Raw genomic sequence first — 13,839 nt, 5'->3', positions numbered from 1 at the left:
GCCGGTCAGATCGGGGCTGATTGTCGTGCCGCGTCGAAGCACAAAGTGACACTTCAACTTTGCGCCGGAACGGACATCTCAACCTCGCCGCCACATCACATGTGTATAGCAAGCCGGGTTCAAGGATGAAGTGCGACAGCCTTGTTCTTCCCTTTTCAGCTTTCGGCGAAGTCTCGCAATGTCTCGCCAGCCAACCGATAGCGGACCCATTCCTTCATCGGTTCGGCACCGATCGCTTCGTAGACGCGGATCGCCGGCTCGTTCCAATCGAGCACGCTCCATTCGAAACGGCCGCAATCGTTTTCAAGCGCAATCACCGCCAGCCGTTTCAGCATGGCCTTGCCAGCACCTAGCCCGCGCGCCTTTGGCGTCACATAGAGGTCTTCGAGATAAAGCCCGTTCTTCCCTTGCCACGTCGAGTAACTGAAGAACCAGATTGCCATGCCAACCGGTTCGTCATCCTGTTCGCAGATCAGCGCGCGGGTTACCGAATCCCTGCCGAAGATCGACTCCTTAATCGTTTCAACCGTCGCGGCGACCTCGTGTTCGGCCTTCTCATAGATCGCCAACTCGCGGATGAAACCGAGAAGCGTCACAGCATCCTCGCGGACAGCTTCGCGTATGGTGAGCACCATGGAAAACCCTTTGAAAATAACAGGCTGAAGCCGTGTCCTGATGTAAGAGACAATGTCAAGGCAGAGGTTACGGCCGCAGTCACTCAGCCGCTGATTTGATCTCTGCCACGGCATCGATTTCGTAGGAATAGCCGTCCAGCATGCCATAGGCTTTTTCGATGTTCTCGATCTCGTTTTCCGCCCGGCCGATCGCCTCGCCGATCGTTTCGCAACGCGATCTCAGCATGCGCCCCAGAACGTCCGTTTCCGGTTTCCTGCCGATGCGGTCGATATGGTTGCGGATGCGGGCGCGGTGACGCTCCATCTCGAGAATATGAATCCGCGCGTTGACGATCTTGTCGGTGAGCTTGCGGCGCATGGCAGCGACCGGATCGAAACTCCCCGGCTCCCGCTCGTCCAGGATAACCTCGTTGATCAGCGTCTCAAGGATGACGAGGCCCTGCAAATCCTTGGTGTCTGCAAGTTCCGGATCGAAGCCGGTATCGTCATAGACCTTGCGGCGCACGGGGTCGCAAAGAAGCTCGTAGGACGTCGTCAACCTGCTGAACAAGTCAACGTCGCCACCGGCATCCGGATGGGCCGTTTTCGCACGCTTGCGGTAGGCAGACTTGATGGTCGCGCCATCCGCCTCGCGGGAAATACCGAGCATCTCATAGGGGTCGATCACAGTGTCACCTGTTTTCGGCAAATCAATTTCATCGTGGTAACGTCTAAGTCCCGCAGGCTCAACCCATTATCCATCCTTATGGCCAATTAGGGGCAGGCCAACCCCCTGCCCGATTTTCCCACAGCATTGCTTATCCGGAACGCGTCACCTCGGGAGATGCCGATGTGTAGCGGCCGAGCGTGCCACCTGCTCATAAATCCCGGTCATGAATTCCAGCGTCTTCGTCGCCTCGTCGAGTCTCCCCCCGAAATTGGGCAAAGACTGGACCGCCTTGATAAGAAGCGAGGCGCGAAGCTGCGCATAACGCTCGGTTACGTCGCGTCCCTTTTCCGTCACCGAATAGGTGACGCCGGACCGCCCACTGCCCTTGCGCTCCACGAGCCCTGCCCCGATCAGCTTACGCAGACTGTATTGCATATTGGGAATATCTTCGCGGTTGGAAAGTCGCGCCAAGTCCTTGATCGTCTTCGGTCGATCGTTCATGCGAATGATGTGCAGCATGGCATTTTCCGGCCCGCTGGCGGCGAAATCGATGACGGAAGCCAGGCATTCGGCCTGCCACCGACCGAAGGCCTCGAAGGCGCGCATCAGAGCATATTCGAGCTCCGCCACGTCCACCTCCAGCGGCGTCCTGGCGAGATGCCAGCTCCGGTCCAGACCGTGCTGTGCCTCACCTTCGTCCTGCCCTATCGAACTCATCGGCGTGTTTTCCTTCTTCACTGCAGCAATCATGTTGACAAGCTTTATGTTTCAAATAAACTTTCTATCGTAATATCTATCAAAAATCTGGGGAACAAACCATGACGGAGAACTCCATGTTCACCGCCGGGCAGTTTTTGCTCGGCACTTTCGCCTCCAATTGCTCCGGCGGCATGTCGGTTACCAAAGTTCCTGAGCGTTGGAAAAACTCCTGGGACAACAATCTCAAATTGGCTCAGCTTCTGGATGCGGCCGGCATCGACTTCATGCTGCCGATCGCCCGCTGGATCGGCTACGGTGGAGAGACCAATTTCCACGGCAATGTTCTCGAAACCGTTACCTGGGCGGCCGGGCTTCTGGCGAAAACCCAAAACATCAACGTCTTCGCCACGATCCACACCGTAGCCAACCATCCGATCGTCCTTGCCAAGCAGATCGCCACCATCGACCAGATCAGCGGCGGCCGCATCGGCCTGAACATCGTCGCCGGCTGGAACCAACCCGAATACGAGGCGCTCGGGCTCGAGCTGCCGACCGATCACGAAACGCGCTATGCCTATGCGGAAGAATGGTTCGATGTGGTCAAGACGCTCTGGCAGCGGACGGAAACCTTCGATTACGACGGAAAATTCTTCAATCTCCGCCAGGTGCTCGGAGATCCTCGCCCGGCACGCAAGGTGCCAATGCTGAACGCCGCCGGATCCGGCCAAGGCCGTGCCTTCGCCGTCCGTAATGCCGACTTCCTGTTCACGCCGGCGATCGACCTCGAACGCTCTGCATCCGAGGTCGCTGAACTAAAAGCACAGGGCAAGGCCTCCAGTCGCGATCTCGGCGTTCTCACCTTCTCGCATGTCGTCTGCCGACCGACGGAAAAGGAGGCGCGTGACTACCTCCAGCATTTTGGAAAGGACAATGCGGATTGGGAGGCCGTAGACAACCTGGTCCGGCTGCAGTTTGCGCATGCGCATTCCTTCCCGCACGATCTCCTCGCGCTCATACGCGACCGCATGGCAGCGGGTCATGGCGGCTTTCCGCTGGTCGGTACGCCGGAACAGGTGGCGGAAGGGATCCTGTCGCTTCACAGGGCCGGCTTCAATGGCACAACGCTGTCCTTCGTCGACTATGCCGAGGAATTTCCCTACTTCCGGGACACGGTATTGCCGATCCTGGAGGCCGAGGGAATCCGAAGGAGCGTGACGACGGCGACGGCTGCAGCCTGACTGTGGAAATGCTGGTCGCTCGCCGCAAGACCGCCCGGATCGAGCGAAAGAAGCCGGCGTGAAGCTGCATCTGGCTTAGCTGCCTCTGGGCCACAGGGATAGGCGCCGGCCCTCCGCCACCGGCGCCATAAGGAAACTGACCACCACGCAGGGCAGCAATACCAAGAAAGTCGCAACGAGACTGACATGCTCGGCGATGAAGCCCAGCAACGGCGGCACACCGATCGTCGAGAGCATCAGCGTCAGCGATAAAGCCGCAAGGTTTTCCGACGGCTGTCCTTTGCCGCGCTCAATCGTCGTCGAGACCGCCAGCGGGAAAGCGAGCGCGATGCCGCAGCCGATCAGAAACAAGGCAACGCCCGCGAGCGTGAGGCTCGACGTCATCACCAAGAGGATGATTCCTATCGCGACCGAAACGGCCGATGCGCGCACCAGAACCATGGGCCTGAAGCTATCCCGGAGCATATCGCCGGACAACCGTGTCAGCCCCATGCCAATGGTAAACGCAGCATAGAGCATGCCGGCAATTGCCGGATCGGCGCCGAGTTCTTCGCGCAAGAAGAAGATGCCCCAATCATAGACTGCGCCTTCGACGATACAGAGCCCGAAGACCATGACACAGATGAGCAGGATCGTGCGGTCCGGCAGGACATAGGCAGAACGCTTGCGTTCCGGCTGTGCATCCGAAGCCACGTCCTTCGGCGTGACCCAGAACACCAGCAGACAAGCCGCAACGACGAAGGTAGCGGCCATAACTTGTTGTGAAAAAGGCGCCATCGCCCTCTCCGCTAGGAAGCCGGAACACAAGGATCCGACGAGCAGTCCAACCGACCAGAAGCCATGGCTGCGCGCCAGGACCTTCGTGCCGGTTCTTTGCTCGATACCGGCGGAGATCATGTTGGCGGCGACGTCGAAGATTGTGCGAAAGAAGCCGAAGAGGAAGAAACAAAGGACGAAGCCGATGACCGGGGAAATCGTCAGCAGCGGACTGAGCAAAGCGCAGATCGGCAATGTGACGAGCGCCGTCAGCCGCGGTGTAAAACGGTCTGTAATCCGCCCGGCGAGAGGCAAGGCCAGAAATGTACCGACAGGCGCGCTCAGCAGCGCGAAACCAAGGACTGCCTTATCGATTCCCATCGACGCCTGGATGGCCGGCAGGCGGGTAAAAAGCGAAATGAACAGGATAGCATTGCTGAAATAAAGCAATGCCGGCGGCAGAAAGGTTTTCATAAAAATGTTCCGGGCGAATCAGAGCTCCCGGCGCATTCGTGCCAGCGCGGATCACTTCGGACAAGCGGCGATAACGGAACCCTGCCCTGCGCTACTGAGGGGCGAAAACTCACGGAAAAGTACGAATATCAGGCGCAATCCACTGCACCTGTCATCATCCTGCAATCGCTCAGATTCGCATGCACGTTCCAAGGGCGGTGCCTCAAAAATTTGCAGGGACCATCTTCTCCTTTCACAGAAACGCGCTAGCCTTCTTGCAGCCACCTTGGGGAAAACCGATGCCCGTTCGATTACTTCCTGTCGTTCTGTGTCTCGCTCTCTTATCCTTCACCGCCGCCAAGGCCGAAGACCCTGTCGCGGAGGCTCAGGCGGTCATCTCGGGCCAGATCGCCGCGCTGATGCGCAATGACGCGGAAAGGGCCTACTCCTTCGCCTCTCCTGGCATCCGCAGCCTCTACCCCGACAAGAACCAATTCCTGGATATGGTGCGCAAGAACTATGAACCCGTCTATCAGGCCGGTAATTATGCCTTCGGCCGCTCGAAACTCATCGGTGGCGGAGAAATGGTGTTGCAGGAAGTGATGATCGGCGCCCGGGAAGGCAAGGACTGGACCGCCATCTACCAAATGCGGCTGATGGATGACGGAAGTTACAAGGTCGATGGCGTGCGGATGATGCGCAATACAGCGAGCCAAGGTATATAGTAACTCAAATACAAACCACCCATAGGAAAACTTGCTTAAATCCCCAAAAGCGAGTGATATTTGCTCGGGGATGATTCTTTTGGGGGTTAATATGCAAAAATTTATACCTGCGGCCATCGGCTTGCTGCTTACCGGATGCGCGAATATTGCCCAGCAGGCATTGGAGGATAAAGAAGCTGCTTCTCAAGTGTCAAAAGGCGAATATCGCGTAACGTCATTGGGAATCTATCGCATCTGGAAAGACAGCAAGGGAAATTATTATTCCTCACCTCTTTGCCTCGATGATACAAAATCTCAGATTGCGCTCACATCCCTGAAAAGGATCCAGTCGGCCGGGAAACCTTCAAAGATTGAAGATCAAGACGCCTTTGATCACTTTCAGCTTACCCTCGATCCAATTGCTGCGGAAAGGGATTTTGGCGAAATCAAAGCGAAAATCGGCATTACTTTCAATGGCATACCTCGATCCAAAAGAGTCGCCGAAAACTTCAGCATCTCAAAGTATGACGTAGTCACCAGCAATGACGAATTGCTCAACTCCGAGTATGTATATAGCAATGTCGAGCGTCGATGCCGGAAATTTATAGATGACAAGAAGAAATTCCGGGATATAGGAAAACCCGTATTCGTTTATTCGATTACGACAGGAGAGAAAGTCTATAGCAAACTTGTCGGCCTCCCCTCCCTTTCCGTCGGCCCGGAGCTGAAGGGTAAAAAGATAGGGGAATTCAAGATTGGAACGAGCGAAGTTACCTACGCCGAGGCGCGCAACGCGGTCTTCGGCTATTTGTATTTCCCGGTCGGCAGTTTGAAAAACGAACCCGTCCCAACAATCAACAGGACAAGACGATAACTCTCACTGCGGATCGAGATCGCCCTTGGCCCACATTTCCTGCGTTTCGGCGTAGAAATCCGCAAAACGGCCTTCGGCGATCGCCTGACGGATGCTCTTCATCAGGTCCTGATAGTAGTGCAGGTTGTTCCAGGAGAGCAGCATGCCGCCCAGCGCCTCGTCCGAACGGACGAGGTGGTGAAGATAGGCACGGGAGTAATCCCGCGCTGCCGGGCAGTTCGACTCCTCGTCGAGAGGCCGCAGGTCCTCGGCATGGCGGGCATTGCGGATATTGACCTTGCCACGGCGGGTGAAGGCGAGGCCATGGCGGCCGGAACGGGTGGGCATGACGCAGTCGAACATGTCGATGCCACGCGCGACCGACTTCAGGATATCGTCCGGCGTGCCGACGCCCATCAGGTAGCGCGGCTTTTCGTTCGGCAATACCGGGAGCGTGGTCTCCAGCATCTTCAGCATGACGTCCTGAGGTTCACCGACTGCGAGGCCGCCCACCGCATAACCCTTGAGATCAAGCTGCTTCAGACCTTCGGCAGAACGGATGCGCAGATCTGCTATGTCGCCTCCCTGGACGATGCCGAACATGGCCTTGCCAGGCTGATCGTCGAACGCGACGCGGCAGCGCTCGGCCCAGCGCAGCGACAATTCCATGGCTCGCTCGATCTCCTTGGGTTCTGCCGGCAGCGCCACGCATTCATCGAGCTGCATCTGGATATCCGAGCCCAGCAGGCCCTGGATTTCGATCGACCGTTCCGGCGACATGTGATGCAGGCTGCCGTCCACATGGCTCTTAAAGGTCACACCCTTCTCGTCGAGCTTCCGGAGCCCGGAAAGCGACATGACCTGGAAACCGCCGCTGTCGGTCAGGATCGGGTGTGGCCAGCGGATGAGATTGTGGAGCCCGCCGAGGCGGGCGACGCGCTCCGCCCCCGGCCTCAGCATCAGGTGATAGGTGTTGCCGAGGATGATGTCGGCGCCGGTGTCGCGCACCTGATCGAGATACATGGCCTTGACGGTGCCGACCGTCCCGACCGGCATGAAAGCCGGCGTGCGGATGGTGCCGCGCGGCATGGTGATCTCGCCAAGGCGCGCGCCGCCGTCGGTGGCCTTGAGGTTGAATTGGAAATTTTCAGTCATTTGTCGGTCCGGAAAAGCAGGCACGCGTCGCCGTAGGAGTAGAAGCGATAGCCCGTCGATATGGCATGGGAATAGGCAGAACGCATCGTCTCAAGCCCGCAAAATGCGGAGACCAGCATGAACAGCGTCGATTTCGGCAGATGGAAATTGGTCATCAGCATGTCGACAGCCTTGAAGCGGTAGCCGGGCGTGATGAAGATACCGGTCGCGCCGCTCCAGGGTTTTACCATGCCCTCTTCGGCAGTCGCGCTCTCGATCAGCCGGAGCGACGTCGTGCCGACACAGACGATGCGGCCGCCTCTTCTCTTCACGGCATTCAGGCTCGCCGCAGTCTCGGCGCTTACATAGCCGATTTCCTGGTGCATCCTGTGATCGGTCGTATCCTCGGCCTTGACCGGCAGGAACGTCCCTGCCCCGACATGCAGCGTCACGAAATGCCGTTCGATACCGGCGGCATCGAGGGCTTCGAAAAGCCCGGACGTGAAATGCAGGCCTGCTGTCGGCGCCGCGACGGCACCCTCCTCCCGAGCATAGATCGTCTGGTAATCCTTGCGGTCCCGGGCGTCTTCCGGCCGCTTGGCGGCAATATAAGGCGGCAGTGGAATGTGTCCGACTGCCGCGATCGCCTCGTCCAGTGCCGGGCCGGAAAGATCAAAGCGTAACGTCACCTCACCGCCCTCGCCCTTCTCCTCGACGGTTGCGGTGAGCGAGCCCAGCAGACAGGCATTGCCGCCGTGGCCAAATTCGATGCGATCACCGATCCTGATGCGTTTGCCGGGCTTCGCAAAGGCCTTCCAGACATCAGGCGCGGTGCGCATGTGGAGGGTGGCGGATACCTGCTGGCCACCTGCCCCTTCCCGATGACGGATGCCTTCGAGCTGGGCCGGAATGACCTTGGTATCGTTGAAGACCAGCGCATCGCCGGCTCTCAGAAAATTCGGCAGTTCCGAGACTCTGTGGTCGGCAAGCACAGGATCGCTCTCGGGCCGGACGACAAGCAGCCGGGCACTGTCGCGCGGGCTTGCGGGCCTCAGTGCGATGCTTTCCTCTGGCAGGTCAAAGTCGAAAAAGTCGACGCGCATAATTTTCCCGGAAAAGCGAAACCCGCCCCGGCACGAGACGGAGCGGGTCGGTCATTCAAGTCAGATCAGACATCGGCGGCGACGCGCAGCGATACGATCGAGTCGGGATCACTGACCGGCTCGCCCTTCTTGATCTGGTCGATATTGTCCATGCCCTCGATGACCTGGCCCCACACGGTGTACTGCTTGTTGAGCCATGGTGCATCGGTGAAGCAGATGAAGAACTGGGAATTCGCCGAATTCGGGTTCTGGGAACGGGCCATCGAGCAGGTGCCGCGCACATGCGGCACAGCCGAGAACTCAGCCTTCAAGTCGGGCTTTTCGGAGCCGCCCATGCCCGCGCGGGCCGGATTGAAGCTTTCGCCTCCCTGTTTGCCGAACTTCACGTCGCCGGTCTGGGCCATGAAATCGGCGATGACGCGGTGGAAAACGACGCCGTCATAGGCGTTTTCGCGCGCAAGCTCCTTGATACGGGCGACATGGCCGGGTGCCAGGTCCGGCATCAGCGAGATGACGACCTTGCCCTTGGTGGTTTCCATGATGAGGGTGTTTTCCGGATCCTTGATCTCGGCCATTTTCTTCTCCTTTTTTTAGCGCCCGATATGTCGTCTGCGACGAGGCGCCCTCGGTTACTTCTTGCCGACGGTGACCTTGATCATCTTGTCGGGATTGGTGACTTCTCCGTTGCGGCCCTCACCGCGCTTGATCTTGTCGACAAACTCCATGCCCGAGACGACCTTGCCGATGACCGTATATTGGCCGTTCAGGAAAGAGCCCTGATCAAACATGATGAAGAATTGCGAATTGGCGGAATTCGGGCTTTGTGCGCGCGCCATTCCAACTGTGCCGCGCTCGAACGGGACCTTGGAGAATTCGGCTGGAAGATCCGGCAGGTCTGAGCCGCCGGTGCCGGCGCGGGCGGGGTTGTAACCTGAGCCGCCTTCCTTACCGAACTGGACGTCGCCGGTCTGGGCCATGAAGCCATCGATGACGCGGTGGAAGACGACATTGTCATAAGCGCCCTTGGCGGCAAGCGCCTCGACCTGCGCCACATGCTTCGGAGCGACCTCCGGCATGAGCTGGATCACAACCGGACCATCCTTGAGCTGGATCGTCAGGACATCGTCCGGCGCGGCAAAAGCCGGCATGACCATGGAAGCGAGGGCGAAAGCGCCGGCAATGGTGAAACCAAGCAATTTCATACGGAACTCCGGGTTCGGAAACGATCAGCGTTTCAGCTTGTTATTCAGGGCTTTGAGGACTGCAGCAGGCACAAAGGCGCTGACATCGCCGCCCATGGAGGCGATCTGCCGGACCAATGTGGCCGTAATGGGCCGCGAGGCAGTGCCCGCTGGCAGGAAGACAGTCTGGATATCCGGCGCCATCTGCCTGTTCATGCCGGCCATCTGCATTTCGTAATCGAGATCGGTTCCATCCCTCAGCCCGCGGATCAGAAGTGCCGCACCATTGGCGCGGGCCGCATCGACCACAAGATTATCGAAAGAAACCACGGAAACATTGGTTGCCTTGCCGGGCAGGACTTCAAAAAGCGATGCGCGGATGAGCTCTGCTCGCTCCTCGAAGGTGAACATCGGAACCTTGCCCGGATGAATGCCGATCGCGACGATCACCGTCTCGGCAACATTGAGTGCCTGGACGAGCACATCCAGATGACCATGGGTCATCGGATCAAAAGAACCGGGATAAAAAGCAGTCGTCATGCCGAGTGGCCTGTTCCAACGAATTCTCCGGCCTTTTGTCACGGAAGGCTGCTCGCCGCAAGACTCTCCCAATTCTGAACGGAAGATGAATGCCCCGTTCAAGGGCGTTTCAGTGGCATTGTGATCTTATGCGCATCGTGGCGGGCATTAAGCCCCGTCCGTATCGAGGGAGAAAAGAAGGAAAATGCTGGCGGTGATAGTGATGGGAGCCGTGATGATTGCTTTCCTGGCGGAAGCCATGGTCGTCGCTTTCGGACCAGACGAAGCGTGAAATGGGCGTTTCTGAACGCCAGATGAACAGGCCATTCAAGGACGCTTCAGAGCAATCCGGCTAAGTTTCTCTCAAAATGCGGTGGAACCTGTTTGCGCGACGCGCGTTCAGGCAAACAAGAAGGACAGACGGAGATGATCGCGAAAAGGAAAACGGTCATGCCTGACAAGATCACCATGATCAACTTGGTGTGGACGGCAATGATCGCTGTAATGCTGACGGCAACAGTAACCCTTTATCAAGATAAATCCGAATTGACCGATCTCAATTACCCGCAGGTAACGGGTCGCTATAGCGATCTCTCATATTACTGACGCGGGTGCACGAACCAGAAGGGATGACCATGTTCGTGACGTTGACTGTACTTGCAGGCTTGATCAGCATCATGTTCGTGGCATCCGTGGCATCGACGATTTCCGAACTTCGCCGTGAGCGCGAGGACATGAAGGATTTTCGTGATTTCGCGCGTCGCCACAGCGCGTTCTAAGCAATTTCACAGTAGTACGGACCGGATCACGCAGAATCCCGTCGCGACCGGTTCAAACAAAAGCCGGAGGATCAGATCCTCCGGCTTTTAACTTTTGTTCGGCTCGTCCAGTTCTGGAGAGGCACGGCCTATTCGGCCGAACCTTCATCCGTCCGCCCCTCTTCCGGAGCCGTACTGATATCACCATTCTCGGCCGTGATCTCTTCAGGCAGACCATTGCCGTTTTCCTCGTCGCCTTCCGGCTCGCTGATACGCTCGACCGATACGACTTTCTCATCCTTGGCAGTGGAGAAGATCGTCACACCCTTGGTCGCACGGCTGGCGATGCGGATGCCGCTGACGGGCACACGGATCAGCACGCCGCCATCCGAAACAAGCATGATCTGGTCGTTTTCCTCAACCGGGAAGGCGGCGACCAGTTCGCCGATCTCGGCGGTCTTGGACGTATCTGTGGCGCGGATACCCTTGCCCCCGCGGCCGGATGTGCGGAAATCATAGGAGGACGAACGCTTGCCGAAGCCTTTTTCCGAAACCGTCAGCACGAATTCTTCACGTGCCTTCAGCTCTTCATAACGTTCGTCGGAAAGCTGTCCCCCTTCGGTGACTTCCTCGCCAACGAGAGCAATATCCTCCTCGTCGACGCCCGCCGCGCGGCGTTCGGCCGCCGAGCGCTTGAGATAGGCTGCACGCTCCCAGGGTTCCGCATCGACATGGCCGACAATGGTCATCGAGATTATGCGGTCGCCATCGCCGAGCGAGATGCCGCGCACGCCGATTGAATTGCGGCCGGCGAAAACGCGCACATCGTCGACGGGGAAGCGGATGCACTGACCGAGCGCGGTCGTCAGCAGCACATCGTCCCCTGGCTCGCCGAGGTCGAGGTTCGGACCCTTGCAGGTCTCGACGGAGAGGATCTCGTCGCCCTCCTCCTCGAGCTTCATCGCGATCTTGCCGTTGCGGTTCACCTGGACGAAATCCGACAGCTTGTTGCGGCGAACGGTGCCCCGCGTTGTCGAGAACATGACGTCCAGGTTATCCCAGGTCGCTTCATCCTCAGGCAGCGGCATGATCGTCGTGATGCGCTCGCCGGATTCCAGCGGCAGCATGTTGATCAGCGCCTTGCCGCGTGACTGAGGCGTGCCGATCGGCAGGCGCCAGACCTTCTCCTTGTAGACGATACCGCGCGAAGAGAAGAACAGCACTGGCGTGTGCGTGTTCGCCACGAACAGCCGCGTGACGAAATCTTCATCACGCGTCGCCATGCCGGAACGCCCCTTGCCGCCGCGGCGCTGGGCGCGATAGGTGCCGAGCGGCACGCGCTTGATGTAACCGAGATGCGAAACGGTGACGACCATGTCTTCACGGGCGATGAGATCCTCATCGTCCATATCCGGACCGCCTTCGAGAATTTCGGTGCGCCGTGGCGTCCCAAATTCGTCACGGACCGCGGCGAGTTCGTCCTTGACGATCTGCTGAATGCGAAGACGTGACGACAGAATTTCGAGATAGTCGCTGATCTCGACACCGATCTTGTTCAACTCGTCGCCGATTTCATCGCGGCCAAGAGCCGTCAAACGCGCAAGACGCAGTTCGAGAATTGCGCGAGCCTGCTCTTCCGACAGGTTATAGGTGCCGTCATCATTGATCTTATGGCGCGGGTCATCGATCAGGCGGATCAGCGCCTCGACATCGTGAGCCGGCCAGCGGCGGGTCATCAACTGTTCGCGCGCCGTCTGCGGATCGGGCGCACGGCGGATCAGCAAAATGATCTCGTCGATATTGGCAACCGCAATTGCGAGCCCCACCAAGACGTGCGCACGCTCGCGCGCCTTACGCAGCAGGTATTTCGTGCGCCGGCTCACCACCTCCTCGCGGAAGGACACGAAGGCCTTCAGCATGTCGATGAGCGCGAGTTGTTCAGGCTTGCCACCGTTCAGCGCCACCATGTTGCAGCCGAAAGAGGTCTGCAGCGGCGTATAGCGATAAAGCTGATTGAGGATCACATCCGCATTGGCGTCACGCTTCAACTCGACGACCACCCGGTAACCCTGGCGGTCTGATTCATCGCGCAGGTCGGAAATGCCTTCTATGCGCTTTTCACGCACGAGCTCGCCGATCTTCTCGACCATCGATGCCTTGTTCACCTGATAGGGAACCTCGGTGATGATGATCTGCTCGCGGTCGCCCCGCATCGGTTCGATCGTGGCGCGCCCGCGCATGATGACCGAGCCGCGGCCCGTCTCATAGGCCGACCTGATGCCGGAACGGCCGAGGATAAGGGCGCCGGTCGGGAAGTCCGGACCGGGAATAATCTCCATCAGCTCCGGCAGCTCGATCGCCGGATTGTCGATCATGGCAATGCAGCCACTGATGACTTCGGAGAGGTTGTGCGGCGGTATGTTGGTCGCCATGCCGACTGCGATGCCGCCGGCACCATTGACCAGAAGATTCGGAAACTTCGCCGGCAGCACGACGGGTTCGGAGAGCGTGCCGTCGTAGTTGTCGCGGAAATCGACCGTCTCCTTGTCGAGGTCGTCAAGGAGGGAATGGGCAGCCTTTTCAAGGCGACATTCGGTATAGCGTTCGGCCGCCGGCGGGTCGCCGTCGATCGAACCGAAATTACCCTGGCCGTCGATCAGCGGCAGGCGGAGCGACCAGTCCTGTGCCATACGGGCGAGCGCATCATAGATCGCCAGGTTGCCGTGCGGATGGTATTTACCCATCACGTCCCCGGTGACACGGGCGCATTTGACGTATTTCTTGTTCCAGTCGATCCCCAGTTCCGACATGCCATAGAGGATGCGCCGGTGAACCGGCTTCAGTCCGTCTCGAACGTCCGGGAGAGCGCGGCTGACGATCACACTCATGGCGTAATCGAGATAGGACCGCTGCATCTCCTCCATGATGGAAATGGGTTCGATGCCTGGAGGCAGCTTTCCGCCGCCGGGTGTGCTTTGCTCAGTCAAATCGGATCACGATCTCTGTTCGGAATCAGTTGGTTGTTTATAGCGGAAAGCGGTTCCGAGCGCCAATTTCCGCCGTGGTTTTGAACAGCTTTTGCGGTGTTTTCCGGGCATTGTACACGACATAGCACCTCATTTTCGAAAACCCGTTGCAGGCTTCCCTAAACCGCGCG

At 58.4% G+C, this 13,839-nt stretch carries 15 protein-coding genes; 5 read left to right on the top strand and 10 right to left on the bottom strand.

The window, feature by feature from the left end:
* Positions 1-155: 155 nt before the first annotated feature.
* The 3 genes from J2046_RS21870 to J2046_RS21860 all read right to left on the bottom strand — a co-directional run bounded on the left by J2046_RS21870 (position 156) and on the right by J2046_RS21860 (position 2,001).
* A complete protein-coding gene (locus J2046_RS21870) occupies positions 156-635 on the bottom strand; it encodes a GNAT family N-acetyltransferase (RefSeq protein WP_210055527.1) in 480 nt (159 codons plus the stop codon).
* 79 nt (positions 636-714) lie between these two features.
* Positions 715-1,302 (bottom strand): J domain-containing protein, encoded by a 588-nt coding sequence (locus tag J2046_RS21865; RefSeq protein ID WP_037146913.1) that lies wholly within the window; start codon positions 1,300-1,302, stop codon positions 715-717.
* A gap of 144 nt (positions 1,303-1,446) precedes the next feature.
* Complete coding sequence (locus tag J2046_RS21860) at positions 1,447-2,001, bottom strand: winged helix DNA-binding protein (protein ID WP_210055525.1); 555 nt, start codon at positions 1,999-2,001, stop codon at positions 1,447-1,449.
* Positions 2,002-2,102: 101 nt separating this feature from the next.
* Here J2046_RS21860 and J2046_RS21855 point away from each other — a divergent pair, with 101 nt between their 5' ends.
* Positions 2,103-3,221: an LLM class flavin-dependent oxidoreductase gene (locus tag J2046_RS21855; protein ID WP_210055523.1), complete on the top strand. Its 1,119-nt coding sequence runs from the start codon at positions 2,103-2,105 to the stop codon at positions 3,219-3,221.
* A 75-nt stretch (positions 3,222-3,296) separates the two neighbouring features.
* On the opposite strand, the gene J2046_RS21850 is transcribed toward J2046_RS21855, so the two are convergent.
* Entirely contained in the window at positions 3,297-4,451 is a 1,155-nt protein-coding gene (locus J2046_RS21850) for an MFS transporter (protein ID WP_210055521.1), read from the bottom strand.
* Between the two features lie 278 nt (positions 4,452-4,729).
* Between J2046_RS21850 and J2046_RS21845 the strand changes: the two genes are divergently transcribed.
* Both J2046_RS21845 and J2046_RS21840 read left to right on the top strand, forming a co-directional pair.
* Positions 4,730-5,155: a DUF4864 domain-containing protein gene (locus J2046_RS21845; RefSeq protein ID WP_210055519.1), complete on the top strand. Its 426-nt coding sequence runs from the start codon at positions 4,730-4,732 to the stop codon at positions 5,153-5,155.
* Positions 5,156-5,246: 91 nt separating this feature from the next.
* On the top strand, positions 5,247-6,008 hold the full coding sequence (locus J2046_RS21840) for a hypothetical protein (RefSeq protein WP_210055517.1): 762 nt from the start codon (positions 5,247-5,249) through the stop codon (positions 6,006-6,008).
* 3 nt (positions 6,009-6,011) lie between these two features.
* Here the strand turns inward: J2046_RS21840 and tgt are convergent, their stop codons facing one another.
* The 5 genes from tgt to coaD all read right to left on the bottom strand — a co-directional run bounded on the left by tgt (position 6,012) and on the right by coaD (position 9,945).
* Positions 6,012-7,142 carry a tRNA guanosine(34) transglycosylase Tgt gene (gene tgt, locus J2046_RS21835; protein WP_210055516.1) on the bottom strand — a complete coding sequence of 377 codons (1,131 nt, stop codon included), beginning with the start codon at positions 7,140-7,142 and terminating at the stop codon, positions 6,012-6,014.
* Positions 7,139-8,224: a tRNA preQ1(34) S-adenosylmethionine ribosyltransferase-isomerase QueA gene (gene queA / locus J2046_RS21830; RefSeq protein ID WP_210055514.1), complete on the bottom strand. Its 1,086-nt coding sequence runs from the start codon at positions 8,222-8,224 to the stop codon at positions 7,139-7,141. Before queA ends, tgt begins: the two co-directional genes overlap by 4 nt.
* A gap of 65 nt (positions 8,225-8,289) precedes the next feature.
* Positions 8,290-8,799, bottom strand: a complete 510-nt coding sequence (locus J2046_RS21825; RefSeq protein ID WP_210055512.1) for a peptidylprolyl isomerase — start codon at positions 8,797-8,799, stop codon at positions 8,290-8,292.
* Between the two features lie 54 nt (positions 8,800-8,853).
* Entirely contained in the window at positions 8,854-9,426 is a 573-nt protein-coding gene (locus J2046_RS21820; protein ID WP_210055510.1) for a peptidylprolyl isomerase, read from the bottom strand.
* Positions 9,427-9,450: 24 nt separating this feature from the next.
* The gene (gene coaD / locus J2046_RS21815; protein WP_037146892.1) at positions 9,451-9,945 is read right to left on the bottom strand and encodes a pantetheine-phosphate adenylyltransferase; all 495 of its coding nucleotides are present in this window, start codon (positions 9,943-9,945) and stop codon (positions 9,451-9,453) included.
* A gap of 429 nt (positions 9,946-10,374) precedes the next feature.
* Here coaD and J2046_RS21810 point away from each other — a divergent pair, with 429 nt between their 5' ends.
* Together J2046_RS21810 and J2046_RS21805 are read left to right on the top strand one after the other, a co-directional pair.
* Positions 10,375-10,530, top strand: coding sequence for a hypothetical protein (locus J2046_RS21810; protein WP_200883929.1), 156 nt, complete (start codon positions 10,375-10,377; stop codon positions 10,528-10,530).
* Between the two features lie 29 nt (positions 10,531-10,559).
* Positions 10,560-10,703: a hypothetical protein gene (locus J2046_RS21805; protein WP_200883928.1), complete on the top strand. Its 144-nt coding sequence runs from the start codon at positions 10,560-10,562 to the stop codon at positions 10,701-10,703.
* Positions 10,704-10,831: 128 nt separating this feature from the next.
* On the opposite strand, the gene gyrA is transcribed toward J2046_RS21805, so the two are convergent.
* Positions 10,832-13,669, bottom strand: coding sequence for a DNA gyrase subunit A (gene gyrA / locus J2046_RS21800; RefSeq protein ID WP_411828537.1), 2,838 nt, complete (start codon positions 13,667-13,669; stop codon positions 10,832-10,834).
* Between the last annotated feature and the right edge of the window lie 170 nt (positions 13,670-13,839).

The organism is Neorhizobium petrolearium, from assembly GCF_017873175.1.
GTDB lineage: Bacteria > Pseudomonadota > Alphaproteobacteria > Rhizobiales > Rhizobiaceae > Neorhizobium > Neorhizobium petrolearium.
This window is presented reverse-complemented; position numbering and strand designations above follow the sequence as displayed.